Origin of the sequence: Pseudomonas sp. D4-21, assembly GCF_051132125.1 — a bacterium.
Taxonomy (GTDB): Bacteria; Pseudomonadota; Gammaproteobacteria; order Pseudomonadales; family Pseudomonadaceae; genus Aquipseudomonas.
Map to the genome: position 1 here is coordinate 2,132,092 of NZ_CP071664.1, position 26,100 is coordinate 2,158,191.

Below are 26,100 nucleotides of genomic sequence, written 5' to 3' on the forward strand. Positions count from 1 at the left end.
CCATTTGTCGGACGTCGTTAATGCCGATGGTTATGTCGCGGGAACGCAAGCCGTTGCTGCGGTTAACCCGCAAGATGGCATGCTCCGGGCTTTGCGCCGGCTCCCCACCAGATCGCCTTCCTGCATCCGAGGCCCCATGCCAAGCGCATTCGAAAGCGTACTCAAGAACAAGAACATGGCTTATCGGCCCCAAGGGACTGCGTCGGTCAGCCAGGCGCCGGTGCGCGTCGCGTTTGTGCTGATGGACAACTTCTCGATGATGTCCTTCACCGGAGCGGTGGACGCACTGGTCACCGCCAACCTGATGAACGACACGCCACTGTATGAAGTGCTGACGGTAGGCGCTTCGGGCGGGCAGGTGACGAGCGACCTGGGAATCGTCATCTCAACCGATCTTGAGCTGGCGCAGTTGCCGGACAACCTGGACGTGCTGATTGTCGCCGGCGGCTTTCGCGTGAAGCTTGCGGGTACGCCATTACTGCGGCGCAAGCTGCGCGCCAATGCGGCTTGCGGAGCGTGGTTGGGCGGGTTGTGGAATGGCGTGTTTTTCGTAGCCGAGGCGAACCTGCTCGACGGTTTCGAATGCGCGGTCCACCCGGAAAGTCGCGCAACGATGGCTGAGATGTTCCCTGGCGTGAAAGTGTCCAGTCGCGCTTATGTCGTGGACCGTGAGCGGGTCAGTTGCGCGGGCGCCAACAGTTCGCTGCGCATGATGCTCCAACTGATCCGCCGCACGGGCGGGGAGACGCTGGTGGGAGCCATCGAAGAGATCCTTCGCTGCGATGAGTCAGGGGATGACGCCTCGGATCTGCCGCCAATCTTCGTCGAGACGGACCCGACGCTGCCGGAAAGCCTCAAGCTGGCGCTGGAACTGATGTGGCAGAACGTCGAGGAGCCGTTGACGATCGATGAGCTGGCGGCGTGCGTCAAGGTTTCCAAACGCCAGCTGGAACGGCGGTTCTGCCGGTTTCTCGGCGCGACCCCGACGCGTTATTACCTGGAGCTGCGCCTGACCCGTGCACGCCAGCTGATCCAACAGACCAACCGCTCCGTCACCGAGATCGCCGTCGCGACGGGTTTCGTCAGCTCACCGCATTTCCAACGACGCTTCCGGGATTTTTTCGGCGTACCGCCTGGCAGCTATCGCTCGACGTTTGGACGCAAGCAGATATCGCCGTGAGCCTTGTCAGGCGGTACGCATTTTCTGAACGAAGTACAAGGCGATACAACCCGTGGCGCACAGCCAGATAATCGAGCCGCAGGCGGCCGTTATCAGGGAGAAGTCAGAGTCGAGCTCGACCATCCCCGGCACGGCGTAGGCGAACCAAAGCGAGGAGATGAGGACATAGGCCAGGGACGACATCAGGAGTTCGAAGATCTTTCTTGCGTGCATTGCAATTCCCCGCCCGTCGTGAAAGACGGGTGTTCAAGCTATCGGTCAGGTTGGCTTTTTTTCTGTCTGGGCAGAAATAAAAGAGTCTTAAGGCGGCGGATGGCGAGCGGTTGCGAGCCTCGTCGATCAACTGCGCAGACATTCCATGTCAGAAAGCTTCCAGGAAACGGCTTTGGTTCAGCCCTGGTCGTCCAGCAGATTTTCGGTTGGCACTTCTTCCATTTGCGAGGCGGTCAGGGTAGTGCCTTTGCAGAGCACCTTGCCCACTTCGTCAGCGATCGAGCCCTCGACGATGCGGCCCTGCATCTGGTCGAAATCAGCCTTTTCCAATCCCTCGACGCTGTTATACATGCCCATGTGACGGACATTGCGACTGGCGCAATCAAGTTCAAGCTTTGTGTAATTGGTGAAATAGGCACCGGTTCTTTTTACCGTGGCCTGTACAGCCGAACCACTTTCAACGAACGAGACGATGGCGTATTCGGCATTCGAATCATCGTAGCTGTACTGAATTTTATGTACGTCCGCTGCGGCTGGGTAAGCGGTCAGGACGGCGACCAGTGAAACAATCCTTTTCATTTCTTTCTTCCGTGATTGGCCTGCAACAAAGAATGATGGCCAAGTGAGATCATTCTGCTTGGCTTGTCGGCCCGAGTCAACATTGCAAGATGATGACAAAGTTGACCGTTGGTCGGGCGGCGACGATCGTGCGGAACTTTAATCTTTTGATACATAACTCGCAATGGAAGGAACATAGTCCACCAGCAACGCGACGACAATTGCGCCTGCGGAAATCAAAAACAGCAGCCCATGATGCCCGCCGCTGGCGTTGAACAGCGCCGAATACGCAAAACCCGCCACCGCCTGAAATGTGGCGAATGAAACGGTCGCCCGGCTCCAGGCGACTTGCTGGCCATGATGGTTCGGTACCAGTTCATGCACCCGGGCCAGGGCCAGCGGCACGATACCCGGTGGGAACGAACCGATGACCACAGCCAGCAGCGCCAACGCCAGGAATGAATGGGCGGTCGCCAGCAAGACAAGGGCAGTCGCCTGCACGGCCAGCACCCATCGGATGCTTTTGCGCGCGCCCAGGTGGTCCGCCAGGAAGCCATAGGTCACCGGGCCGATAATCGCCCCCAAGCCGTACATCACCCATACCAGCGCACCGACACGGGCGCCGGCCTCAAGGCCGCGGGCGACATAGTCCACCAAAAACACCATCGCCGGGACCAACCCCGCCGCCATGAATGCGTACTGTGCAAACAATTGATGGACGGCGCGGGGCATGGGTGCTTTTTGCGTGTCATGTTTCACGCTCACGGCTGCCTGGGGCAGATCCTGCGGCCAGCCGAACCAGCTCAGCCCGGTCAGGACCAGTGACAGCACGCCGAGCCCGAGCCAGGTGGCTTCGAGGCCCAGGCTCAACAGCGGCGGCACAAGGGTTCCGGAGCCGGCGATGCCCAGCCCGATGCCCAGGAAAATCGCGCCACTGGCCAGCCCCCTGCGGGCGGCAGGTACATGGGGCAGCACGGTGGCCGCCACCAGCACCATGATCGCGCCGCCGGCGATGCCCGACAGCAATCGCCAAGCGAAATACCAAGCCACGGACACAGGAAAGGCACAGGCAAAAAACGCCGCCGTCACGGCCAGCATCATCAGTCGCAAGGCGTTTTTATGGGACAGTCGACGGGCCATCGGCCGGCCGAGCAGGGCGCCGATCAGGTATCCGACAAGGTTGGCGGCCCCGAGGTAGACCACGTCGCCGGGGCTGAACCAATGCGCTTGGATCAGCGGCGGAATCAAGGGGGTATAGGCGAAGCGCGCCAGGCCAATGCTGACGAGGCTGGCACAGAGGCCAGCGAAAATCGGTAGCCAGATGCCCGTGGAAGATGAAGCGAGCGCCGCGGATGATGTACGCATGGTAGCGATCCCATAGAAGGTTTATGGCGCCCAGCATATCGGCTATCGTTGTTGCGTTTATGCAGCGATTACGCGGCGCAGCGATGCAATTATGCATCGATAGGAGGACGGATGAATTGGGACGATGCGCGGGTATTCCTGGCGGTGTGTCGGGAGTCGACCCTGCGAGGCGCGGCGCGTGTGCTGGGGGTGGACCAGGCGACCGTGGGCCGGCGTATCGCCGCGTTGGAGAAATCCCTGAGCGCCGCGCTGTTTCTGCGCACACCCGACGGTTATGCCCTGACGTCAATGGGCGAGGCCGCGCTCAGGTCCGTGGAAAAAATGGAGCAGTCGGCCCTGGAACTGGAGCGTCGGATACAAGGACTGGACGATCGACTGGTGGGCAACGTGCGCGTCGCCACGACTGATTCATTGGCGATCGACTTCCTGATCCCGGCCATTGCCCGCCTGCACCAACGTCACCCGGACGTGCGCGTGCAGTTGGACGCCTCCACGCAGATCATCAGCCTGGTCAAGCGCGAAGCGGACGTTGCCGTGCGCAACACCCGGCCAGAAAACCCTGACCTGATCGCACGGCGGATCGCGCGCTGGCCGGTGGGGTTGTTCGCGGCGCGCGAGTATGTCGATGTCCATGGGGAGCCGACGCCGGGCAGCGCGTTCGAGGGCCATGACCTAGTTGTCTACCAGCCGTATTTGCAGGCGCAAAAAGATTTTACCCTGGTCGCCGAGCCGGTCAGTCGCGGGCGGATCGTTGCCAGCCTGAGTTCGAGCCTGTTGGTGCGTCGCTCGATTGCGGCGGGTATCGGAGTGGGGGAAATCCCGGTGTACATGGGCGAACGCGACGGGTTGGTGCGCCTATGGCCTGAGCGCACGCGACCGCTGCCGTACGAGGTCTGGCTGGTGACCCATGCGGACTTGCGCCACACGGCGCGGGTGCGGGCGGTGATCGATGAGATTGTCGCGGCGTTTTCCCAGGAAAACGAATAACGCTGGATAAGAGAACCTGTGGGAGCGAGCAAGCTCGCTCCCACAGGATGTCCCGCACACTGGCCTCACGGCATTTGCGGCAGTTCCTGCGGCCGCAGGTCAAATACCAGCACTTCGGCATCCTGGCCATTGCCCAGCGTCAGTACCTGTTCCTGGCGCACCCGCACGCCATCGCCTTCGTGCAACGGCACGCCATTGAGCTCTACGCTGCCCCGGGCCACGTGGACATAGGCATAACGATCGGCAGCCAACGTCAGCGTGGCGCTTTCCTGGCCGTCGAACAGCCCGGCATAAACCCGCGCGTCCTGGCGAACGTGGAGCGATCCCTGGGCCCCGTCCGGCGAAATGATCAATTGCAGGCGACCACGTTTTTGCTCGGTACTGAAATGTTCCTGCTGATAACGCGGCGTGGCGCCCACCACGTTGGGCACGATCCAGATCTGCAGGAAATGCACCGGCTCGTCGGCGCTGTGATTGAATTCACTGTGCGCTACGCCACTGCCAGCACTCATCAATTGCACATCACCGGGGCGAATGACCGAACCTGTGCCCAAGGTGTCCTTGTGCTCCAGCGCCCCTTCGAGCACGTAGGAGAAAATCTCCATGTCGCGGTGTGGGTGCTGGCCGAAACCTTTGGCGGCGGCGACCCGGTCGTCGTTGATCACCAGCAGGTCGGAAAAACCCTGTTGATTGAGGTCGCGGTAGCTGGCGAACGAAAAGGTGTGGAACGACGTCAGCCAGCCGTGACGGGCGATACCGCGATCAGAAGCTTTGCGTAGGGTCAGCATGGAAATTCTCCTGGTTCAGTGGGCGGTGGCCGTGGCCGTTCGCCGGGTTCAGAAGAAGGTTAATGGTTATCGTATTGTTCAATAAGCAGGTGAATAGGGAAATACTGTCCGTTATGAGTGGACAATCTCGCAGCGGGCGCTTCGCTTGGTCATAATGCCAACCGATGATCCTTGTGCAGGCGAACAAGCTCGCTCCCACAGGGTCCGGCATGTTCTTCTCGATTGGCGTCTTCCCATGAAAACCGTAGCAATGGTGCTGTTCCCCGATTTCCTGCTGCTCGACATGGCCGGGCCGCTTGAAGTGTTTTCCATCGCCAACCGTTTTCTTGCACCCGACCAGCACTATCAGTTGCTGACCCTGGGCACCGAGCGAGGCCCGTTGCGGGCGTCCAACGGTGTGACTGTCCATGCCGATATCCATATCGACCAGGCCTGGGCCGCCTACGACGTACTGCTCGTGCCGGGTGGTCCCGGTGCCTATAACGACCGGCACCCGGGCTTGCACACATGGTTGCGGGCGGCGGCGCCAAGGGCCACCTGCTATGGCTCGATTTGTACCGGCGCGTTTGTGCTCGGCGAAGCGGGGTTGCTCGATGGACACCGGGTTACCACCCACTGGCACTACACCGAGCGCTTGATCCAGCGTTTTCCCAAGGCATTGATCGAGACCGACAAAATCTTCTTGCGCGACCGACGGCTGATCACCTCCGGCGGTGTCACGGCCGGCATCGACATGGCCTTGGCCATCGTCGCCCAGGACCACGGCCGCAAAGTCGCGCTGGACGTCGCCAAAGTGCTGCTGGTGCTGATGAAGCGCCAGGGCGGGCAAGCGCAGTTCAGCCCGCTGGTGGCGACCGTGGCGGCCCAGGAGTCGGCGGTCACGCGGGTGCAGAACCACGTGATGGAGCATCTGGAGGAGCCCTTCACCGTGGAACGCATGGCGGCGGTCGCGGCCATGAGCACCCGGCATTTTGCCCGGCTGTTTGTCCGCGAAGTGAAGATGACGCCCATGGAATTCCTTCAAGGGGCGCGCATCGATCGGGCGCGTCAGTTGCTCGAATCCACCGACTTGCCGCTCAAGACCGTGGCGTTTCGCAGTGGCTTTGGCAGCGTGCGGCACATGCGTCAGCTGTTCAGCGAAAAGCTTGGCCTGACGCCGATCCAGTACCGCCAGCAGTTCAGTTGAGCCTCGGGTGTCCGTCCAGGGCACCGTGATGTCCGTGATGGGGCCTGTGCCAGCATTGTTATCGGGCGCAGGACTGCCAAGATTACCGCGAACCCTCTGGAAAGGATGCGCGAGAGCCAGGGCAGACGCGTGCGGCGCTTCGCAACGACATGCCTGGACCGGTCATCTGGCGCTGGATCGCTCATGAACAGTTTCGTCAAACCCTGCACCGGGCCAACGGTGTGCTTTGGCCCGTTCGTCTTTCACCGACAGCAGCGGCTGGTCTCTCGCGAAGGTCAACCTCTGGCATTGGGCGGTCGCGCCCTCGACATCCTGCAGATACTGGTCGCGCACGCCGGCGCTTTCGTCAGCAAGCAAGCGCTGATCGACCAGGTCTGGCCCGACAGCGTGGTCGAAGACATCAATCTGCGGGTGCACATCGCCGCGCTGCGACGGGCCTTCGGCGAGACGCGCGAAGGCAATCGCTACATCCTCAATCATCCTCGCCAGGGCTACTGCTTTGCGGTGCCCCTGACCCTGGAATCCGTGGGCGAGTCATCGAGCGCGGAGCCCTCCGAACGGCACAATCTGCCCGCCCGGCTGAGCCCGGTGATCGGTCGCGACAAAATCCTGGGCCGGCTGTTGGTGGAAGTTCCTCGCCAATCCCTCACCACCGTCACCGGCCCGGGTGGCATCGGCAAGACCACCGTGGCGTTGCGGGTGGCGGAACTGTTGCTGGAGCACTTTGCCGATGGCGCCTGGTTTATCGACCTGGCCGGCATCGGCGACCCGGCGCAGGTTGCGCTGCGGATTAAGCATGCCCTGGGCCTGGCGGACGGTTGCTTGGCCCAGCAGCTGCAAGCCCGTCGGATACTGCTGGTGCTCGACGGTTGTGAACAACTGATCGATACCTGCCGGGAATTGGCCTTGACGTTGCGCGCAGGGGCGCCTGGCGTATCACTGTTGTTGAGCAGTCGGGAAATCCTCAACCTGGCCGACGAAAACGTCGTGCAACTGTCCGGTCTGGGGATGGCGTCGGCCGATGAGTCCGATTATGTACTGGGGTGCCCGGCGGTGCAGTTGCTGGTCGAGCGAGTCGGCGCCCGCCAGCAGGGTTTCCAGCCGGCAGAACGCGACCTGGCGGCCCTTGCGCAGATCTGCCGGCGCCTCGACGGGTTGCCGCTTGCCCTGGAACTGGCAGCGGCCCAAGTCGATGTGCTGGGCGTGGCCGGGGTCCTGGAGCAGTTGGACCATGGTCTGTCGCTGCTGAGCCACGGACGTCGAACCGCCGTGCCTCGCCACCGTAGCCTGGAAGCTGCCCTGGATTGGAGCTTCGAGCGCTTGAGCCACGATGAGCGAACGGTGTTCCAACGCCTGGCGGTGTTCGAAGAACGGTTCAGCCTCAAGACCGCCCTGGCGGTGATCAGCTGCCCTGAAGTGGAAGCGGGACGATTGCCCTGGTTGTTGTCGCGGTTGGTCATCCAATCATTGGTGATGGTTGAGCAACGCGCCGAAGGGACGCGTTTCCATCTGCTGCGCACCACCCGCGCCTATGCTTTGGAGAAACTGCGTCACAGTGGGCAGTTGCCGCTTTGGCATCGGCGTTACGCACTGCAACAGGCGTGGCAAACCCGGTCAAGACCCGAGGCGCCCATCCAGCGTACGCAGCAGCGCGTCGGCTTGCTTTAGGTCGGGCGTGTCGAAGCCCTCATTGAAACGCCGATAGACGGGGCGCAGCAGATCCGCGGCGGCCTCATCCTGGCCACGCCGTTGCCACAGCCGCGCCAGGGAAAAGGCGCTGCGCAATTCCCACGCCAGCGCGCCTTGCTGCCGGGCGACGGCCAGGGCGGCGAGCAGTTGCTCTTCGGCTTGTTTTTCGGCCGATGGGTCATCCTGCGCCGACAGGGCTTCGGCGCTGGCTCGCAGGATCTCGGCGCAGCACCAGCCTGCGGCGCCGCTATGGGCGCGTTCGATCTGCCCCGGTCCCACGGCATCCGCCCGCAGCGTCACGACGATGTCCTGCATCAAGCCGCTCTTGGTCGGGCAGGCCTCCAGGGACGCTCCATCGAACGCGTTCTCGTACTGGCAGGCCCACTCATGGAACAACATCACCGAATGCTTCCGGGCCTGGTGTTTCAACATGCCGAGCCGTTCCCGTGCGATTGAATGTTCACCGGTGTAATGGGCGATCAAGCAACCGCTGATCACCAGCGTGTAACAAATCGAAAGACCGTGATTGATCTGCAGGGCAATCTGCAGCGCGAGATTGGCGGTGCGCCGGGCTTTATCGGCGAACCCTTGCAGCCAGAGGATGCGCGCCAGGATTGTCAGCGCCGCCACGCTCTGTTCGTACTGCACGCCAAAACCGTGGGTGAAGCGGCCCAGATGGCCGTTCTGGGCCAGGCGCTGGATGACCTGTTCAGCATCGCGCCGCGCCGCGCCCTGGTCGCCAATGAAATGCAACGCCAGCACCCGCAGGCGCTGGGTGCTCAGGGACAGCACCGGGTCGCCCGGGGGGCCCAGCCGGTCGAAGTCCTGGCATTGTTCCAGCGCCTGTTGGTAGCGGCCGCAACTGAGGTTGACGGCCATGTGGCCGGACACGGCCCGCAGCTCACCGGCCAGGTCGTGGCACTGCCGGGCCAGGCGCCGGGCCGTGACGAACGCCTCGACCGTGGCCGGCGTGCCGCCCTCGGTGTGGTAGTTGAGACTGGCGTGGGCCAGTTCCAGCGCAAGGGTCAACCTGGGGCATGGCGAGGCGGTGCCGTGCAGCAGGGCCCGGGCTTTGCTCACGTAAAGGCCATGTTCCTTGAGCAGCGAGAGCTCCTGCCAGAGGGGCAGGCTACGGGCCGTCAAGCGGATCGCCACGGCGTGGGAGCCGTGGGCAGCCAGCCCCCGGTCCAACGCCGCACGGATGTCGTCTCGGTAGGACGCGTAGCGCGCGATCCAAAGCTGCGTCGGGGTGGCTTCCCAATCTTTTTCAGCCTGTTCCATCAACGTCAGGCAGCGTTCGGCGTGTCGCGCCTGGCTCGCGGCCAGTTCGCCTGTCTCCAGCAGTTTTTCCAACGCGTAGCTGCGCGTGGTGTCCAGCAGGCGGTAGCGCACCTCGTCGTCACCGATCTCCACGTTGAGCAGCGACTTGGCGACCAACTGGCTGACCGATACCAGCACCTGGTCGGGCGCGACATGCTGGCCGACGATGACGGCCGCCGCCGAGGCGAGGTTGAAACTGCCCATGAACACCGCCAGGCGCCGCAGGCAGGTCTGCTCGCAGGCAGTGAGCAGCGCGAAGCTCCAGTCCAGCGTGGCGCGCAGGGTCTGTTGTCGCGGTGCGCTGGCACGCTTGTCATGGTCGAGCAGTGCGACGCTGTCTCGCAGTTGCCGGCACAACTGCTCCAGCCCAAAGTGCCCGACCTGGGCAGCGGCCAGTTCGATGGCCAGGGGAATGCCGTCCAGGCGCTGGCAGATGTCGACGATCAGCGGCACCTCATGGTCGGTCAGCTCGAAGTCGTCCTGGCTGGCCATCGCACGTTCAGCAAACAGTTGCAGCGCTGGATATTCCAGGGCCGGATAACCTTCGATGACCATCCCCCGGGGTGGGATCGCCAGTGAATCGAGGCGCTGCACATGTTCGCCTTCGGCGCGCAGGCCTTCGCGGCTGGTGGCCAGGATATGCAAGTGCGGTGCGGCGCGCAGCAGCGTCTCGCAGAGCAGGGCCACGGCGTCGACCAGATGTTCGCAAGTATCGATCACCAGCAGCAGATGCCGTTCCTTCAAAGGCCGGACGACGGCTTCCAAGGGCTCGCCGTCTTGTGGCGACAGCTCCAACAGGGCGCAGAGGTTGGGCGCGATCATGGAAGGGTCATTGAGCGAGCCGAGGTCCAGCAGATACGTGCCGTCGCGGTAATGGCCGATCAGCCGCTCGGCGACCCGCAACGCGACGGTGGTCTTGCCGATGCCGCCGCTGCCGACCAGGGTGATGAAGCGTTTTCGCGGCAGCTGGGCGACCAGGCTTTCCACCAGCCCCTGGCGCCCGATCACCCGGGTTCGGCGCGGCGGCAGGTTGCGCGCCAGGGCAGGGTGGGGGATACGTGCCAGTGGCTCGGGCGACTCGAAAGTCACCGGCGCGACGAAGCTGTAGCCGCGCTGCGCCACGGTGACGATGTAGCGCTGGCCTGCCTGTCCATCGCCCAACGCCTTGCGCAGCGCCGCCACGTGAACCCGAAGGTTGGTGTCTTCCACCACGCTCTTGGGCCAGACACGGGCGATCAGTTGCTGCTTGCTCACCACTTGGCCTGCGTGTTCGAGCAACACCAACAGAATCTCCACCGCGCGCCGACCCAGGCGCAACGGCTGCCCGCCCTCCAGCACCAGGCGCTGGCGGGGATGAACCCGGTAAGGGCCGAAATGCAGCGTCTTTTCGACGGGCAGGCTGAGGTACTGGCTCATGGCGCGCTCATTGTTCTGTTCCCTGGAGATGGCTGTACCTGAGCATATTCGTCAGGTTTTGTGACAAGCGCAACGGTGAACAGCCTTATCCAGAGCCATCGACAGATACAAATCCCCCCTACAAAAGCAATCTTCATTGGGGCTTTTAACACCACCGTCCCGAAAAAATTAACAACGTTTAACTCACGCACATACACCCCCTGACCGGACCATGGAGCAATCCACCCACCTCAAGGAGTCATGTCATGAGCACATTCATCACCCGCGACGGCACGGAGATCTACTACAAGGATTGGGGTACTGGTCAACCGGTGGTCTTCAGTCACGGCTGGCCGTTGAACTCCGACAGTTGGGAGGCGCAGATGATGTTCCTGGCGTCCAATGGCTACCGGGTGATTGCCCACGACCGTCGCGGTCATGGGCGTTCCAGCCAGCCGTGGGACGGCAATGACATGGACACTTACGCCGACGACCTGGCGGAGCTGATCGAACGCCTGGACCTGAAGAATGCCGTGTTGCTCGGCTTCTCCACCGGCGGTGGCGAAGTGGCCCGCTACATCGGCCGTCACGGCGCCGCCCGCGTCGCCAAGCTCGGCCTGATCTCGGCTGTCACGCCGCTGATGCTCAGGACCGCGGCCAACCCCGGTGGCTTGCCTGTCGAAGTCTTCGACGGTTTCCGCCAGGCCTCCCTGGCCGACCGTTCTCAGCTATACAAGGATGTAGCCAGCGCGTTTTTCGGCGCCAACCGTCCGGGCGCCAAGGTCTCCCAAGGCATGATCGACTGGTTCTGGATGCAAGGCATGCTCGCCGGCCACAAGAACACCTACGACTGCATCAAGGCGTTCTCGGAGACCGATCTTTCCGACGACCTGCGCAACATCGACGTGCCGACCCTGGTGGTCCATGGCGATGACGACCAAGTCGTGCCGATCGAAACCGCCGGCATCGCGGCCGCCAAATTGCTCAAGAACTCGCAGCTGCTGGTTTACCCGGGCGCGCCCCACGGCCTGACCGATACCCATAAGGACCGCTTGAACGCGGACCTGTTGGCGTTCATCCAGGACTGACGCAAGCAAGCTAAGACCTGTGGGAGCGAGCCTGCTCGCGAAGGCGGTGGCTCAGCTTGCATCGATATTTGCCGTGCCGGCCTCTTCGCGAGCAGGCTCGCTCCCACAGTTAAAACAGGAACAACACCCATGAACCGCAATGATCTACGCCGTCTCGACATGAACCTGCTGGTGATCTTCGAGGCGCTGATGTTCGAGAAGAACCTGACCCGCGTTGCCGAAAAACTGTTCATGGGCCAGCCGGCGGTGAGCGCGGCGCTTGGGCGGCTGCGGGATCTGTTCGATGACCCGCTGCTGATCCGTCATGGCCGGGGCATGGAACCGACGCCTCGGGCCCTGGCGATCCTGCAGGAATTGCAGCCGGCCATGGACACGATTTCCGGTGCGGTCAGCCGGGCCAAGGCGTTCGACCCGTCCACCAGTTGCGATGTGTTTCGCATCGGTCTATCCGACGATGCCGAATTCGGCCTGTTTCCGCCCTTGCTGAGCCAACTGCGCGAGGAAGCACCGGGCATCATCGTGGTGGTGCGCCGGGCCAATTTCCTGCTGATGTCGTCGCTGCTGGCCAGCGGTGAGATCAGCGTCGGCGTCAGCTACACCACCGATCTCCCTGCTAACGCCAAGCGCAAGAAACTGCGGGACATTCCTTGCAAGGTCTTGCGTGGCGACAAGCGCCCGGGTCCGTTGACCCTGGACGAATATTGCTCGCGGCCCCATGCGATGGTTTCGTTCTCCGGCGACCTGAGCGGCAACATCGACCTGGACCTGGCCCGCATCGGCCGGGCGCGCAAGGTCGTGCTGGCGGTGCCGCAATTCAGCGGGCTGCGCGCCTTGCTGGCCGGCACCGAGCTGATCGCCACCGTGCCGGACTATGCCGCCTGCGCACTGGTGGAAGGGTGCGCGTTACGCGCCGAAGATCCGCCGTTCGAAATCAATGCCGCCGAGTTGTCGATGGTCTGGAGCGGCGTGCATGACAACGACCCCGCCGAGCGCTGGCTGCGCTCGCGCATTGCGGCCCACATGTCCCAACCGCTGCCGGCCGCCGCTTCGACGGACCCGGCCGGAGCCCACCGATGAATACCACTGACGAAAGCCGCTTGCAGGACGTTGGCCTGCTGTTGCTGCGCCTGAGCGGCGCGCTGTTCCTGTTATGGGTGCATGGCTTGCCGAAATTGCTGAATTACAGCGCCGAGCTGACCCGCATCGAAGACCCGTTCCACCTCGGCGCGGCGACCACGCTGGTCTTGGCGATTTTTGCCGAGGTGCTGTGTCCCTTGCTGATCATGGCCGGCGTGCTGGTGCGGTTGGCGTGCCTGCCCATCCTGTTCCTGCTGGCCGTGGCGCTGCTGGTCGTGCATCCGCAGTGGAGCCTGGAAGAAGGCCAGTTCGGCTGGTTGCTGTTGATCATATTTACCAGCGTGTTCATTGCCGGCCCTGGACGTTTGGCGATGAACGCGCGCTTTGCTGGAGTGCTGCGTCATGCCTGAGTCCCAAACCCTCGGATCCACCGCGAGCCCGGCGGTACCCGGTTTCGATGAAATCGTCACCCTGGTGGTCAAGCACCGGATCAAAGCCGGACAGAACGATGCCTATGAGGCCTGGTTGCGGCGCATCGTCACCGTGGCCGGCCAGTGGCCGGGCCATTTGGGCGTCGACGTTGTGCGGGGCAAGCAGGACGGACTGTCGTTGTTTACCTGCGTGCTGCGTTTTCGCTCCACCGAGGCCATGCAACGCTGGCTGGATTCCTCCGAGCGTCGTGAATTGGTGGCCGAGGCAGCGCCACTCTTGGCCGACGGCGACAAGATCGAGGTCGGTTCCCATAAGGAATTCTGGTTCGCCCCGCTGGCCGATGCCGCCACGCCGCCACCGCGCTGGAAGCAATCGGTGGTGACGCTGCTGGTCATCCTGCCGCACACCTTGCTGGTGCCGTTGCTCTGGGGCCCGCTGCTGCAGCTCAACGCATTTCTGTCCAACTACGTGGTCGCCACGTTCCTTATCACCGTGACCATCGTGCTCTCGGTGGTGTACGTGTGCATGCCGTTGGCGACCCGGTTGTTCGCGCCCTGGTTGGAATCCTCCAAAACCCACGAACACCTGGAGCCCGGCCATGGCCAATAACGACGACCCAACCGATCCACTGCGCCGCCAGTTGCTTGCCGCCGGATCCTTGCTCAGCGCCGCCGCCGCTTTCTGGCCGCGCCTGTCCCTTGCTTCTTCCCATTCACAAGGAAACCCGATGAACGCCGATCTGATTCTGTTCAATGGCCAATTCCACACCGTCGACCGTGAGAAGCCTCGCGCCAGCGCGGTTGCCATCAGCCAGGGCCGCTTCGTCGCCGTGGGCACCGACGCCGAGGCCATGGCCCTGCGTGGCAGCGGCACCCAGGTCATCGACCTCAAGGGCCGCACCGTCATCCCCGGCCTCAACGATTCGCACCTGCACCTGATCCGTGGTGGCTTGAACTACAACCTGGAGCTGCGCTGGGAAGGTGTGCCCTCGTTGGCCGATGCCTTGCGCATGCTCAAGGACCAGGCTGATCGCACGCCGACCCCGCAATGGGTCCGAGTGGTGGGCGGCTGGAACGAATTCCAGTTCGCCGAAAAACGCATGCCGACCCTGGAAGAACTCAACCAGGCCGCTCCCGATACGCCCGTGTTCGTGTTGCACCTCTACGATCGTGCCTTGCTCAACCGCGCCGCGCTGCGCGTGGCCGGCTACACCCGTGACACGCCGAACCCACCGGGTGGCGAAATCGTGCGTGACAGCAGGGGGGAACCCACCGGCATGCTGGTGGCGCGCCCCAACGCGATGATCCTTTACTCGACGCTGGCGAAAGGGCCGAAACTGCCGCTGGAGTACCAAGTCAACTCCACGCGCCAGTTCATGCGCGAGCTCAATCGCCTGGGCCTGACCAGCGCCATCGACGCCGGCGGCGGCTACCAGAACTACCCGGACGACTACGAAGTCATCGAGCAGTTGGCCCGCGAGCAACAGTTGACGGTGCGCATCGCCTACAACCTGTTCACCCAGAAGCCCAAGGAAGAACTCACCGACTTCAAGAACTGGACCGGCAGCGTCAAGCTGCACCAGGGCGATGACTTTTTGCGGCACAACGGTGCCGGCGAAATGCTGGTGTTCTCTGCGGCAGACTTCGAAGACTTCCTCGAACCGCGCCCAGACCTGCCGCCGGGCATGGAACAGGACCTGGAGCCAGTGGTGCGTCACCTGGTGGAACAGCGCTGGCCATTCCGCCTGCACGCGACCTACGACGAATCCATCAGCCGCATGCTCGACGTGTTCGAGAAGGTCAACCGCGACATTCCGTTCAATGGCCTGCCGTGGTTCTTCGACCACGCCGAGACCATCACGCCGAAGAACATCGAACGCGTGCGGGCGCTGGGCGGCGGTATTGCAATCCAGGACCGCATGGCTTTCCAGGGTGAATATTTTGTCGATCGCTACGGCGCCAAAGCCGCCGAAGCCACACCGCCGATCAAGCGGATGCTCGCCGAAGGCGTGCCGGTGGGCGCTGGCACCGACGCCACTCGCGTCTCCAGCTACAACCCGTGGACCTCGTTGTACTGGATGGTCAGCGGCCGCACCGTCGGCGGCCTGTCATTGCATGAAGAAGGGTTGCCGCGCCTGACCGCGCTGGAGCTGTTTACCCACGGCAGTGCCTGGTTCTCGTCGGAGCAGGGCAAGAAAGGCCAGATCAAGGTCGGCCAACTGGCGGACCTGGCGGCCCTGAGCGCGGATTTCTTCAGCGTCGAGGAAGAAGCCATCAAGTGGATCGAATCGGTGCTGACGGTGGTGGACGGCAAGGTGGTCTACGGGGCTGGCGATTTCGAGAAACTTGGCCCAGCGAGCGTCCCGGTGTTGCCGGACTGGTCGCCGGTGGTCAAGGTCCCGGGCCACTGGCGCCCGACATCGCCCTTGCAGGCGCAAGTCCACCAGTGCAGCGGTCCTTGCACGGTGCATTCCCATAGCCACGAGCGGGCGCGCCTGTCGAACGTCCCGGTCAGCGACTTCCAGGGTTTCTGGGGCGCGTTTGGCTGTTCGTGCTTTGCCTTTTGACTGACACCCCGATTTTCCCCTTGTGGGAGCGAGCCTGCTCGCGAAGGCGTCGGCACATCCGACATCGCCGCCAGCTGACACACCGTCATCGCGAGCAGGCTCGCTCCCACATTGGTTTTCAATACATCCATCCCAAAGGAGTCACCCCATGAGCAACGTTCCCGCCTACAACCGTCTGAACAAAGACGACGCGGTCGTCCTGCTGGTCGATCACCAGACCGGTCTGATTTCCCTGGTCCAGGACTTCTCGCCCAACGAGTTCAAGAACAACGTGTTGGCCTTGGCCGACCTGGCGAAGTTCTTTGAACTGCCGACCATCCTGACCACCAGCTTCGAACAAGGCCCCAACGGCCCGATCGTGCCGGAACTCAAGGAAATGTTCCCGGACGCGCCGTACATCCCCCGTCCAGGTCAGATCAATGCCTGGGACAACGAAGACTTCGTCAAGGCGATCAAGGCCACCGGCCGCAAGCAACTGATCATCGCCGGCGTGGTCACGGATGTCTGCGTGGCGTTCCCCACCCTGTCGGCGCTGGCCGAAGGCTTCGACGTGTTTGTCGTCACCGACGCTTCGGGTACCTTCAACGAAACCGTGCAACAAGCCGCCTGGGTACGCATGACTGCTGCTGGCGCGCAGATGATGAACTGGTTCTCGGTGGCCTGTGAGCTGCACCGCGACTGGCGCAACGACATCGAAGGCCTGGGCAACCTGCTGTCCCAGCGCATTCCGAACTACCGCAACCTGATGAACAGCTACTCGGCACTGACGGCCAAGTAAGCTGTCCATGCTTGACGACGCCCGCTTTTGCGGGCGTTTTTGTGCCCGGCATCAGAGCCTTGCAGCTGACCCACCGCCATCGCGAGCAAGCTCGCTCCCACAGGTTTTGTGACGACTCGAACATTGTGGGAGCGAGCTTGCTCGCGATGGCGGCGGCACATTCAACAGCTAGGCAATCAGACTCACCAAGACCACAATGCCCAACTCATCCCCCTGACTGTCCACCCACGGAATGACAATGAACCCCTTCGAAGAGATGCGCATCTTTGCCCAGGTCATGGAGTCGGGCAGTTTCACCGCCGCAGCGGACAAGCTCGGGCTGTCCAAGCAATTCGTCAGCCGCAAGCTCATGGAGCTGGAGCAACGCCTGGGGGTGCGCCTGCTCAATCGCTCGACCCGTCGGCTGGATGTCACGCCGCTCGGCCAGCGCTACTACGAAGCGGCGTTGCGCCTGCTCAGCGAAGTCGAGCAAGTGGAGCAGGGTATCAGCGGCCAGACCAGCGAGCCGCGTGGGACCATTCGGCTCAGCGCGCCGTTGTCATTCGCCGTGGCGCACCTGGGCAGCCTGCTGCCGCTGTTCTTGCAACGCTACCGGGATGTCAGCGTCGAGGTGGACCTGAGCGACCGCTCGGTTGACCTTTTGGGGGAAGGCTATGACCTGGCACTGAGGATCGGCGTGCTGGAGGATTCAACGCTGATCGCCCGGCGCATCGCGAGCATCGAACGGGTGTACTGCGCCAGCCCGGCTTATCTGTCAGACAAAGGCACACCCATACGACCTGAAGACCTGCGCAATCACGACTGTTTGCCTTATGGACACAGCCGTCAGGTGCAGTGGCGTTTCGAGGGGCATGGCAAGCCGCTGGTCCTGGAAGTGGTGGGTCGGATGCGGGCCAATAACGGCGACCTGCTCAGGGACGCGGCGATTGCCGGGATGGGGATCACGTATCTGCCAACCTTCATCGTCGGCGATGCGCTAAAGGATGGTCGCCTGGTCAAGGTGCTGGAGGGGTTTGAAACCGAGCCGTTGACGCTGTCGGCGGTCTATCCGCAACACCGCCAGGCTTCGCGACCGGTGCAGGCGCTGGTGGAATTCTTGCGCGAGCAGATGATATGAAGGCCGCGACGCTTCAACCCGATCGGTGGTTGAAGCGTTCGCGGCCATGGATCAAGCGGCGAGGTTGGCGCTGCTCAGTTCTTTCTTGTACTGCGCTTTCATGGTTTCCATCTGCTCGCCCAAGGCGTCCAGCTTGGCCTTGCCCAGCACCTTCTTGGCTTGAGGGAACATTTCTTTCTCTTCTTCCTCGATGTGGTGCTCCAGCAGCTCTTTCACCACTTTGACGCGGCCCGCGAATTCAGGCTGGGAAGGGTCGGTGGCTTTCAGGTCGGGCAGCACCAGCGAATCGACGGTGCGGTGCTCTTCCTTGGCTTCGTAATACATCTCGGCTTCTTCCTTGCCGCCTTCCTGCTTGAAGGCCGGATACAGGATTTCTTCTTCCAGGCGGGTGTGGATGGTGACTTCCATTTCCAGCTTCGCCAGTAGCTCGGTGCGTTTCTTGACCGCGCGATCAGTGGACTCACTCAATTGAGTGAGAATGGCTTTGACGCGTTCATGGTCGGCTTTCAACAGGTCGATGGCGTTCATGTGCTGCTCCTCGGTCATTCACGGATGCGGGCCGGCTTCGAGCGCCGACGCCACGTAACATGACAGGTGCATCCGTCGTGCCAGCCGAGCCGCTTTATTAATTACTTAAAAATCAGTGGCTTATCTTTTCTGCCAGTTTCGCTATCGTGCAGGCTGCAAGAGTCACCATCAAAACGCGTTGCACTTTGCGCTGCCAAGGCCGTCAGCGGTTGTCGATCGATTGCCTGACCCGTTCCGCCAGTGCCAGGCAGGACGTCAGCCCCGGGGATTCGATACCGAACAGGTTGATCAGCCCCGGCACCTTGTGCTCGGTTTCAGCGCTGATAAGAAAGTCCCGGGCCGGTTCCCCCGGGGCGGAGATTTTCGGGCGAATGCCGCTGTAGGCGGGTTGCAGGCTCCGGTCGGGCAAGCCCGGCCAGTAGTTTCGAATGGCCTGGTAGAACGCTTCGGCCCGGGCCGGATCCACTCGGTAGTCTTCTGCTTCGACCCATTCGGTGTCAGGACCGAAACGCGCCTGGCCCGCCAGATCGAGCGTCATATGAATGCCCAGGCCAGCGGCTTCTGGCGCCGGATAGACCAAATGGCGGAATGGTGCCCGCCCGGCCAGTTGGAAGTAGTTGCCCTTGCACAGGTAACCATCGGGAATAAACTGCCGGGCCAGACCCTCGATCCGGCGGGCGAGGGCAGGGGCCTGGAGGCCGGCGGCGTTGATCAGGCGGCGGCACGACAACGTCATCTGCGCCGTGCCGCCCAATGTCAGGCTGAAGCCCTCGTCGACAACACGAGCCTCTAGCAAGGGCGTGCGAAACACCACGTTGGCGCCCGCCGCCTCGGCATCCCCCTGCAATGCCAACATCAAGGCGTGGGCGTCGACGATACCGGTAGAGGGCGAGTACAGCGCGCCAACGCAGGACAGCTCCGGCTCCAGCGCCTGTGCCTGCTTTTTATCGAGCAGGCGCAGGTCGTCCACGCCGTTGAGCAGGCCGCGCGCCAGAAGCTTTTCAAGCTCGGCCAGTTGTGCTTGGTCCTTCGCCACGATCAGTTTGCCGAGCCGGCGAGTCTGGACGCCGTGGCTGGCGCAGTAGTCATACAGTCGTCGCCGCCCTTCGACACACAGCTGCGCCTTGAGGCTGCCGGGCGGGTAATACAGCCCAGCATGGATCACTTCCGAATTGCGCGAGCTGATGCCCGCGCCGATGGCATCGCCTGCTTCGATCACCAGCACTTCATGCCCGGCCTGCGCCATCTCCCGCGCCACGGCCAGGCCGACGACGCCTGCGCCGACGACCACGCAATCAATATCCACATTCAACGCTGGATCTCCTTCAAAGGCACAATAGCGCTTGAGCATAGTCCCTTCTGCAGGAGTGCATCTGTGACAGAGAACTTGCTCCCGCTGGGCTGCGCCGGTAGAAGCTGTGTAGGAGCGGTGTAGGAGCCAGCTCCTACAGAATCGAGCGGGAGCAAGCTCCCCCGCCACGGTTCTCCCAAATTCAAACTTGCATCCCAAAAAAATGCCCGCATCTCACGATACGGGCATTTTGTCATCGATGACGCTTCAGCTATCAGCCGGTCAGACCAGCCTGCTGAACCAGGGTCAGCAACGGCTGCGGGTATACACCCAGGAAGAACGCCAATACGGCGATGGCCAGCAGCATGACGCCGCCTGCCTTTTGTTCCCAGTGCAACTCGGCATCGTGGCGACGCAGGTTCGGTTCCATCAGGTACAGCGTGACCATGACGCGCAGGTAGTAGAACACGCCGATGGCACTGCCCAGCACCAGGGAGCCGACCAGCCACCATTGGTGAGCCTCGACGCCGGTGGCAATGATGTAGAACTTGCCGATGAAGCCGGCGGTCAGCGGGATGCCGGCCAGGGACAGCATCATCACGGTCAGCACGGCGGTCAGGTACGGACGGCGCCAGAACAGGCCACGGTATTCGTACAGGGCATCGGCGTCGCGGCCGTTGTACGGCGAGGACATCAGGGTGATCACGCCGAAAGCGCCGAGGCTGGTGATCACGTAGGTGACCAGGTACACGCCAATGGCTTCCACGGCCAGGCCCTTGCTGGCGATCAGAGCGATCAGCAGGTAGCCGAAGTGGGCGATGGACGAGTAACCCAGCAGACGCTTGAGGTTGCTCTGGGTCAGCGCCAGCAGGTTACCGAACAGGATCGACGCGATGGCGATGATGGTCAGCACGTTACTCAACACGCCGCTGCTGGCCACTGGCGAGATCTGGAACAGACGCACCATGACCGCGAACACCGCCACCTTCGATGCGGTGGCGAGGAACGCCGCCACGGGCGCCGGGGCGCCTTCGTAGACGTCCGGGGTCCAGAGGTGGAACGGAACCAGCGACAGCTTGAACGCCAGGCCGATCAGCATCATGCCCAGGCCCAGTTGAGCGATCGGGCTAGGCAGGCCGGTGGCCGCCAGGGCCTGGCCGATACCGACGAAGCTCAGGGTGCCGGCTTCAGCGTAGAGCAGGGCCATGCCGAACAACAGGAACGCGGAACCGGCGGCCGACAACACCATGTACTTGATGCCGGCTTCCAGGGAGCGCTTGTTGAAGAAGGCGTAGGCCACCAGGCCATAGACCGGCACCGACAGCAGTTCCAAGCCGATGAACAGGCTCGCCAGGTGCTGTGCGCTGACCAGGACCAGGCCACCGGCGGCGGCCATCAGGATCAGCAGGTACAGTTCTTCGCGGTTGCCCGGGTAACCCGAGCCCCCATCACCCAGATAGGCGTGGGCGAGGGTGACGCAGGCGAGGGTGGCGACCAGGATCAGCGCCATATACAGGCAGGCGAAGCTGTCGATCTGTATCAGTGGCGTGACCGCCAGGGGCGCGACTTTCAGGGCCGGCAGGATCGACAGCAGGGCCAGGTTCAGCCCCGCCACCGACAGCAGGAAGGTTTGTGCGTGATTGCGGCGCCAGGCGATCGCCAGCATCACCACGATCATCGTGGCGCTGGTGATCAACAGCGGCGCAAGCGCGATAAAGTGTTGAATCGTGAATTCCATAGCGCTCTTACCGGGCCGAAGCGAGTTGAGAGAAGGCGGTGCCGAGCCACTGCTGCACGCCATGCATCGTGGCGGCGGAAGTGTCGAGGAATGGCTGCGGATAGACGCCGAGGTAAACCAGCAGCACCGCAAGGCCAAGCACCATGATCAGTTCGCGACCGTCCATGCCGCGCAGCACTTCATCGGTCTTGGCCGGACCGAAGTAGGCGCGGTGGATCATGATCAGCGAGTAGACCGAACCGAACACCAGGCCGGACGTGGCAATCGCGGTGATCCATGGCGCGCTGACGAACGAGCCGATCAGGATCAGGAACTCGCCGACGAAGTTGCCGGTGCCTGGCAGGCCCAGGGAAGCGGCTGCGAAGAACAGGCTGATGGCCGGCAGGTAGGCGATGCGCGACCAGATGCCGCCCATTTCACGCATGTCCCGGGTATGCAGGCGCTCGTACAACTGGCCGCTGAGGATAAACAGCGCCGCAGCCGACAGGCCGTGGGCCAGCATCTGGATCACCGCGCCTTGCAGGGCCAACTGGCTACCGGAGTAGATCCCGATCAGCACGAAGCCCATGTGCGAAACGCTGGAGAACGCGATCAGGCGCTTGATGTCGGTCTGGGCGAAGGCCAGGAACGCACCGTAGAAAATACCGATCAGGCCAAGGGTCATTGCGATCGGCGCAAACTCGGCCGAGGCGTTCGGGAAAAGCGGCAAGGCAAAGCGCAGCAGGCCATAGGCCGCTGTCTTCAACAAGATACCGGCCAGGTCCACGGAACCGGCGGTCGGCGCCTGGGCGTGGGCGTCGGGCAGCCAGGAGTGGAACGGCACCACCGGCAGCTTCACCGCGAAGGCGATGAAGAAGCCCAGCATCAGCACGTACTCGGTGGTGCGCGACAGCTCTACTTTCAACAGGTCGGCGTAGTTGAAGGTAATCACGCCGGTGTTGTTGAAGTTCACCAGGACCAGGCCAAGGATCGCCACCAACATGATCAGGCCGGAAGCCTGGGTGAAGATGAAGAACTTGGTCGCTGCGTAGATCCGGGTCTTCTTGCCGTCCGAAGAACTGTGACCCCAGAGCGCGATGAGGAAATACATCGGCACCAGCATCATTTCCCAGAAGAAGAAGAACATGAACAGGTCCAGCGCCAGGAACACGCCGACGACACCGCCCAGGATCCACATCAGGTTCAGGTGGAAGAAACCGACGTGACGCTGGATCTCTTTCCAGGAGCAGAGCACCGAGAGAATACCCAGCAAGCCGGTCAGCAGGATCATCAGCAGCGACAGACCGTCGAGGGCCAGGTGCACGCTGATGCCGAAGCGCTCGATCCAGGCGTGCTTGAATTCAAGTGCCCAGGTCGGATCGGCGCCAGGGGCCGGTGCGAATGAATAGTCGCCGGTCGCCCACAGCCAGAGGCCGAGCGCGAGTTCCAGGGACATGGTCAGCAGCGCAATCCAGCGCGGGAGGGTAGAGCTGGAACGCTCCGCCATCCAGCACAGCAGGCCGCCGATGAAGGGGATCAGGATTAGCCAGGGCAGAATCATGACGGGCTCGTTTCCTTTCGCAAGTTCGCAAGGTTCATATCAGACCGCTACCAGCACGATGGCGCCGATAACCAGCACGGCGCCAGCCGCCATGGAAGCCGCATACCAACGCAGTTGACCGGTCTCGGTACGGCTCAGGGCAGTGTGGCCACCCTTTGCCATGCGCGGGATCAGGCCAATGGTCTGGTCGAGCGGGTCTTTGCGCAGAATGTGGCTGATCGCAAGGTATGGCTTGACGAACAGTTTGTCGTAGATCCAATCGAAGCCCCAGGCGGCGAACCACCAGGCCGAGAGGAAACGCCCGATGCCGCTGTTGGCGATGGCCGTGACGAAGCGACGCTTGCCGAGGAACAGCAGGGCAGCCAGCAGGATACCCGCCAGGGCGATGGCGCCCGAGGCAATCTCAAGGCTGTGCTTGGCTTCGCCGCCGGCATGGCCGACGCTTTGCGGCAGCACATCGGCCAGCGGTGGGGTGATCATGGCGCCGACGAAGGTCGACAGCACGATCAGCACCGACAGCGGCAGCCAGTGGGCAATGCCGTGGCCGGCGTGGGCTTCGGTCTTGGCTTCACCGTGGAATGCGATGAAGATCAGGCGGAAGGTGTACAGCGAGGTCATGAACGCACCCACCAGGCCGGCATAAAGCAGACCCTGGTTACCGCTGGCGAACGCTTCCCAGAGGATCTCGTCCTTGGAGTAGAAGCCGGCGGTGACCAATGGCAGGGCCGCCAGGGCCGCGCCACCGACGATGAAGCTGGCATAGGCCAACGGCAGTTTCTTCCACAGGCCGCCCATCTTGAAGATGTTCTGCTCGTGGTGGCAGGCAACGATCACCGCACCGGAGGCAAGGAACAGCAGGGCCTTGAAGAAGGCGTGGGTCATCAGGTGGAAGATCGCGCCTTCCCAGGCACCGACGCCCAGGGCCAGGAACATGTAGCCGATCTGGCTCATGGTCGAGTAGGCGAGGATGCGCTTGATGTCGGTCTGTACCAGCGCGGCAAAACCGGCCAGCACCAGGGTCACGCCGCCAACCAGGCCGACCAGGTGCAGGATGTCCGGCGCCAGGGCGAACAGGCCGTGGGTACGGGCGATCAGGTAGACACCGGCGGTGACCATGGTCGCCGCGTGGATCAGTGCCGAAACCGGCGTCGGGCCCGCCATCGCGTCCGCCAACCAGGTCTGCAGCGGCAGTTGCGCGGATTTGCCGACAGCGCCGCCCAGCAGCATCAGGGTCGCCAGGACGATCCAGAAGTCGCCGGCCTTGAAGTGCTCGGGCGCCTTGACCAGCAATTCCTGGATATTCAGCGTGCCCAGCTGCTGGAACAGGATGAACAGGCCGATGGCCATGAACACGTCGCCGATGCGGGTCACGATGAAGGCCTTGAGCGCGGCGTTACCGTTGTTGCGGTTGCTGTAGTAGAAACCGATCAACAGGTACGAGCACAGGCCCACGCCTTCCCAGCCGAAGTACAGGAACAACAGGTTATCGCCGAGCACCAGGAACAGCATGCTGGCGATGAACAGGTTGGTGTAGGCGAAGAAGCGCGAGTAACCGGCTTCACCGCGCATGTACCACGAGGCGAACAGGTGGATCAGGAAACCCACGCCGACCACCACGCCGAGCATGGTCACCGACAGGCCGTCCAGGTAAAGGGCGAAGTTCGGCGTGAAGCCTTCCACCGCCATCCACTGCCACAGCACCTGCACGTACGCGCCACCTTCCGGCGGGGCGACGTTGAATTGCCAGATCACATACGCGGTAACGATGGCAGACAGGCCGATGGAGCCCACGCCAACCAGCGCCGAAAGGTTTTCCGACCAGCGTCCACGGGAGAACGACAGCAGCAGGAAACCGATGAGGGGAAATATGAAAGTCAGGAAAAGAAGGTTCATCCGCGCATCTCGCTGGCAGCGTCAATATCGAGAGTGTGGAAGCGGCGATACAGCTGCAACAGGATCGCCAGGCCAATACTGGCCTCGGCGGCTGCCAGGCTGATCACCAGGATGAACATGATCTGTCCATCCGGTTGCGCCCAGCGAGCGCCCGCAACGATGAAGGCCAGGGCGGAGGCATTCATCATCACCTCCAGGCTCATCAGCACGAACAGAATGTTGCGGCGGACCATCAGGCCGACCAGACCGAGACAGAACAGGATGCCGGCAACCGCCAGACCATGCTCGAGAGGGATAGCAGGCATGTGATTACTCCTTCGCCTCATTACGGCCCAAATGGAACGCCGTGACGACTGCGGCAAGCAGCAGCATCGAGGCGAGTTCGACCACCAGCAGATACGGGCCGAACAGGCTGATGCCCACGGCCTTGGCGTCTACGGTGGTGTGGCCGATGGCCTGGCCGCTCTGGTGGGCGAACAGCACATACAGCAGTTCTCCCAGCAGCAGGGCGGCGAGAATCACCGGCCCCGCCCAGATGCCAGGCTTGAGCCAGGCGCGTTCCTGTTGGATCGCCGCCGGGCCGAGGTTGAGCATCATCACCACGAACACGAACAGCACCATGATGGCGCCGGCGTAAGCGATCACTTCCAAGGCACCGGCGAACGGCGCGCCGAGGGCGAAGAAGGTCATGGCCACGGCGATCAGCGAAATGATCAGGTAGAGCAGGGCGTGCACGGGGTTGGTGTTGGTGACCACACGAAGCGTGGACACCACCGCGATACCCGATGCGAAATAGAAAGCGAATTCCATCTTTCTTCCTTAAGGCAGCAAGCTCTTCACGTTGATCGGTTCGGCTTCGTTCTGCGCGGCGCCTTTCGGCTTACCGGCAATGGCCATACCTGCAACACGATAGAAGTTGTAATCAGGGTTTTTACCGGGACCGGAAATCAGCAGGTCTTCTTTCTCGTACACCAGGTCCTGACGCTTGAAGTCAGCCATTTCGAAATCCGGCGTGAGCTGGATCGCGGTGGTCGGGCACGCTTCCTCGCACAAGCCGCAGAAGATGCAGCGTGAGAAGTTGATGCGGAAAAAGTCCGGGTACCAGCGACCGTCTTCGGTCTCGGCTTTCTGCAGCGAGATGCAGCCTACCGGGCACGCCACGGCGCACAGGTTGCAGGCCACGCAGCGCTCTTCGCCGTCAGGGTCGCGGGTCAGGACGATGCGCCCGCGATAACGCGGCGCCAGGTAGACCTGTTCTTCCGGGTATTGCAGGGTGTCGCGCTTGCGAAAGCCATGGCCGAAGATCATGACCAGGCTTCGCAGTTGGGTACCGGTACCCTTAACGATGTCGCCAATATATTTGAACATGGG

General features: G+C 62.5%; 24 protein-coding genes. 11 read left to right on the forward strand and 13 right to left on the reverse strand.

Annotated features, from left to right (window positions below):
- Positions 1–136: 136 nt before the first annotated feature.
- Entirely contained in the window at positions 137–1,180 is a 1,044-nt protein-coding gene (locus J3Q04_RS09690) for a GlxA family transcriptional regulator (RefSeq protein WP_434606585.1), read from the forward strand.
- 6 nt (positions 1,181–1,186) lie between these two features.
- Here the strand turns inward: J3Q04_RS09690 and J3Q04_RS09695 are convergent, their stop codons facing one another.
- The 3 genes from J3Q04_RS09695 to J3Q04_RS09705 all read right to left on the reverse strand — a co-directional run bounded on the left by J3Q04_RS09695 (position 1,187) and on the right by J3Q04_RS09705 (position 3,316).
- A complete protein-coding gene (locus tag J3Q04_RS09695; RefSeq protein WP_434606582.1) occupies positions 1,187–1,393 on the reverse strand; it encodes a hypothetical protein in 207 nt (68 codons plus the stop codon).
- 177 nt (positions 1,394–1,570) lie between these two features.
- The gene (locus J3Q04_RS09700; RefSeq protein ID WP_434606580.1) at positions 1,571–1,972 is read right to left on the reverse strand and encodes a hypothetical protein; all 402 of its coding nucleotides are present in this window, start codon (positions 1,970–1,972) and stop codon (positions 1,571–1,573) included.
- Between the two features lie 138 nt (positions 1,973–2,110).
- The gene (locus tag J3Q04_RS09705) at positions 2,111–3,316 is read right to left on the reverse strand and encodes a YbfB/YjiJ family MFS transporter (RefSeq protein ID WP_434606577.1); all 1,206 of its coding nucleotides are present in this window, start codon (positions 3,314–3,316) and stop codon (positions 2,111–2,113) included.
- 111 nt (positions 3,317–3,427) lie between these two features.
- Here J3Q04_RS09705 and J3Q04_RS09710 point away from each other — a divergent pair, with 111 nt between their 5' ends.
- Complete coding sequence (locus J3Q04_RS09710; RefSeq protein WP_434606575.1) at positions 3,428–4,303, forward strand: LysR family transcriptional regulator; 876 nt, start codon at positions 3,428–3,430, stop codon at positions 4,301–4,303.
- Positions 4,304–4,368: 65 nt separating this feature from the next.
- On the opposite strand, the gene J3Q04_RS09715 is transcribed toward J3Q04_RS09710, so the two are convergent.
- Entirely contained in the window at positions 4,369–5,091 is a 723-nt protein-coding gene (locus tag J3Q04_RS09715; RefSeq protein ID WP_434559615.1) for a pirin family protein, read from the reverse strand.
- Between the two features lie 235 nt (positions 5,092–5,326).
- Between J3Q04_RS09715 and J3Q04_RS09720 the strand changes: the two genes are divergently transcribed.
- Together J3Q04_RS09720 and J3Q04_RS09725 are read left to right on the forward strand one after the other, a co-directional pair.
- The gene (locus tag J3Q04_RS09720) at positions 5,327–6,277 is read left to right on the forward strand and encodes a GlxA family transcriptional regulator (protein WP_434606571.1); all 951 of its coding nucleotides are present in this window, start codon (positions 5,327–5,329) and stop codon (positions 6,275–6,277) included.
- 183 nt (positions 6,278–6,460) lie between these two features.
- The gene (locus J3Q04_RS09725; protein WP_434606569.1) at positions 6,461–7,945 is read left to right on the forward strand and encodes an ATP-binding protein; all 1,485 of its coding nucleotides are present in this window, start codon (positions 6,461–6,463) and stop codon (positions 7,943–7,945) included.
- On the opposite strand, the gene J3Q04_RS09730 is transcribed toward J3Q04_RS09725, so the two are convergent.
- Positions 7,892–10,702: an ATP-binding protein gene (locus tag J3Q04_RS09730; RefSeq protein ID WP_434606567.1), complete on the reverse strand. Its 2,811-nt coding sequence runs from the start codon at positions 10,700–10,702 to the stop codon at positions 7,892–7,894. The genes J3Q04_RS09725 and J3Q04_RS09730 overlap by 54 nt on opposite strands.
- 245 nt (positions 10,703–10,947) lie before the next feature.
- Between J3Q04_RS09730 and J3Q04_RS09735 the strand changes: the two genes are divergently transcribed.
- From J3Q04_RS09735 to J3Q04_RS09765, 7 genes are all read left to right on the forward strand, one after another.
- Positions 10,948–11,769, forward strand: a complete 822-nt coding sequence (locus J3Q04_RS09735) for an alpha/beta fold hydrolase (protein ID WP_434606565.1) — start codon at positions 10,948–10,950, stop codon at positions 11,767–11,769.
- Between the two features lie 129 nt (positions 11,770–11,898).
- Positions 11,899–12,846, forward strand: coding sequence for a LysR family transcriptional regulator (locus J3Q04_RS09740; protein ID WP_434559605.1), 948 nt, complete (start codon positions 11,899–11,901; stop codon positions 12,844–12,846).
- A complete protein-coding gene (locus J3Q04_RS09745) occupies positions 12,843–13,256 on the forward strand; it encodes a DoxX family protein (protein WP_434559603.1) in 414 nt (137 codons plus the stop codon). Before J3Q04_RS09740 ends, J3Q04_RS09745 begins: the two co-directional genes overlap by 4 nt.
- Positions 13,249–13,887: an antibiotic biosynthesis monooxygenase gene (locus tag J3Q04_RS09750; RefSeq protein ID WP_434606563.1), complete on the forward strand. Its 639-nt coding sequence runs from the start codon at positions 13,249–13,251 to the stop codon at positions 13,885–13,887. Before J3Q04_RS09745 ends, J3Q04_RS09750 begins: the two co-directional genes overlap by 8 nt.
- A 118-nt stretch (positions 13,888–14,005) precedes the next feature.
- On the forward strand, positions 14,006–15,844 hold the full coding sequence (locus J3Q04_RS09755) for an amidohydrolase (protein ID WP_434564125.1): 1,839 nt from the start codon (positions 14,006–14,008) through the stop codon (positions 15,842–15,844).
- 148 nt (positions 15,845–15,992) lie between these two features.
- Positions 15,993–16,622 carry an isochorismate family cysteine hydrolase YcaC gene (gene ycaC / locus J3Q04_RS09760; RefSeq protein WP_014337664.1) on the forward strand — a complete coding sequence of 210 codons (630 nt, stop codon included), beginning with the start codon at positions 15,993–15,995 and terminating at the stop codon, positions 16,620–16,622.
- Positions 16,623–16,860: 238 nt separating this feature from the next.
- Positions 16,861–17,739, forward strand: coding sequence for a LysR family transcriptional regulator (locus J3Q04_RS09765; RefSeq protein WP_420765858.1), 879 nt, complete (start codon positions 16,861–16,863; stop codon positions 17,737–17,739).
- A gap of 51 nt (positions 17,740–17,790) precedes the next feature.
- Here J3Q04_RS09765 and J3Q04_RS09770 read toward each other — a convergent pair whose 3' ends face one another.
- The 8 genes from J3Q04_RS09770 to nuoI form a co-directional block, all read right to left on the reverse strand.
- Positions 17,791–18,267: a hemerythrin domain-containing protein gene (locus J3Q04_RS09770; RefSeq protein WP_420765859.1), complete on the reverse strand. Its 477-nt coding sequence runs from the start codon at positions 18,265–18,267 to the stop codon at positions 17,791–17,793.
- A gap of 202 nt (positions 18,268–18,469) precedes the next feature.
- Positions 18,470–19,579, reverse strand: coding sequence for an NAD(P)/FAD-dependent oxidoreductase (locus J3Q04_RS09775; RefSeq protein ID WP_434606560.1), 1,110 nt, complete (start codon positions 19,577–19,579; stop codon positions 18,470–18,472).
- 253 nt (positions 19,580–19,832) lie between these two features.
- The gene (nuoN, locus tag J3Q04_RS09780) at positions 19,833–21,296 is read right to left on the reverse strand and encodes an NADH-quinone oxidoreductase subunit NuoN (RefSeq protein WP_434606558.1); all 1,464 of its coding nucleotides are present in this window, start codon (positions 21,294–21,296) and stop codon (positions 19,833–19,835) included.
- 7 nt (positions 21,297–21,303) lie between these two features.
- Positions 21,304–22,836 carry an NADH-quinone oxidoreductase subunit M gene (nuoM, locus tag J3Q04_RS09785; RefSeq protein ID WP_434606556.1) on the reverse strand — a complete coding sequence of 511 codons (1,533 nt, stop codon included), beginning with the start codon at positions 22,834–22,836 and terminating at the stop codon, positions 21,304–21,306.
- 39 nt (positions 22,837–22,875) lie between these two features.
- Positions 22,876–24,729 carry an NADH-quinone oxidoreductase subunit L gene (gene nuoL, locus J3Q04_RS09790; RefSeq protein WP_420765863.1) on the reverse strand — a complete coding sequence of 618 codons (1,854 nt, stop codon included), beginning with the start codon at positions 24,727–24,729 and terminating at the stop codon, positions 22,876–22,878.
- Positions 24,726–25,034: an NADH-quinone oxidoreductase subunit NuoK gene (gene nuoK / locus J3Q04_RS09795; protein WP_003180046.1), complete on the reverse strand. Its 309-nt coding sequence runs from the start codon at positions 25,032–25,034 to the stop codon at positions 24,726–24,728. The genes nuoL and nuoK overlap by 4 nt, the downstream gene beginning before the upstream one ends.
- A 4-nt stretch (positions 25,035–25,038) precedes the next feature.
- Positions 25,039–25,539: an NADH-quinone oxidoreductase subunit J gene (nuoJ, locus tag J3Q04_RS09800; protein ID WP_186609331.1), complete on the reverse strand. Its 501-nt coding sequence runs from the start codon at positions 25,537–25,539 to the stop codon at positions 25,039–25,041.
- A 9-nt stretch (positions 25,540–25,548) separates the two neighbouring features.
- A complete protein-coding gene (gene nuoI, locus J3Q04_RS09805) occupies positions 25,549–26,097 on the reverse strand; it encodes an NADH-quinone oxidoreductase subunit NuoI (RefSeq protein WP_215005602.1) in 549 nt (182 codons plus the stop codon).
- Positions 26,098–26,100: the final 3 nt, after the last annotated feature.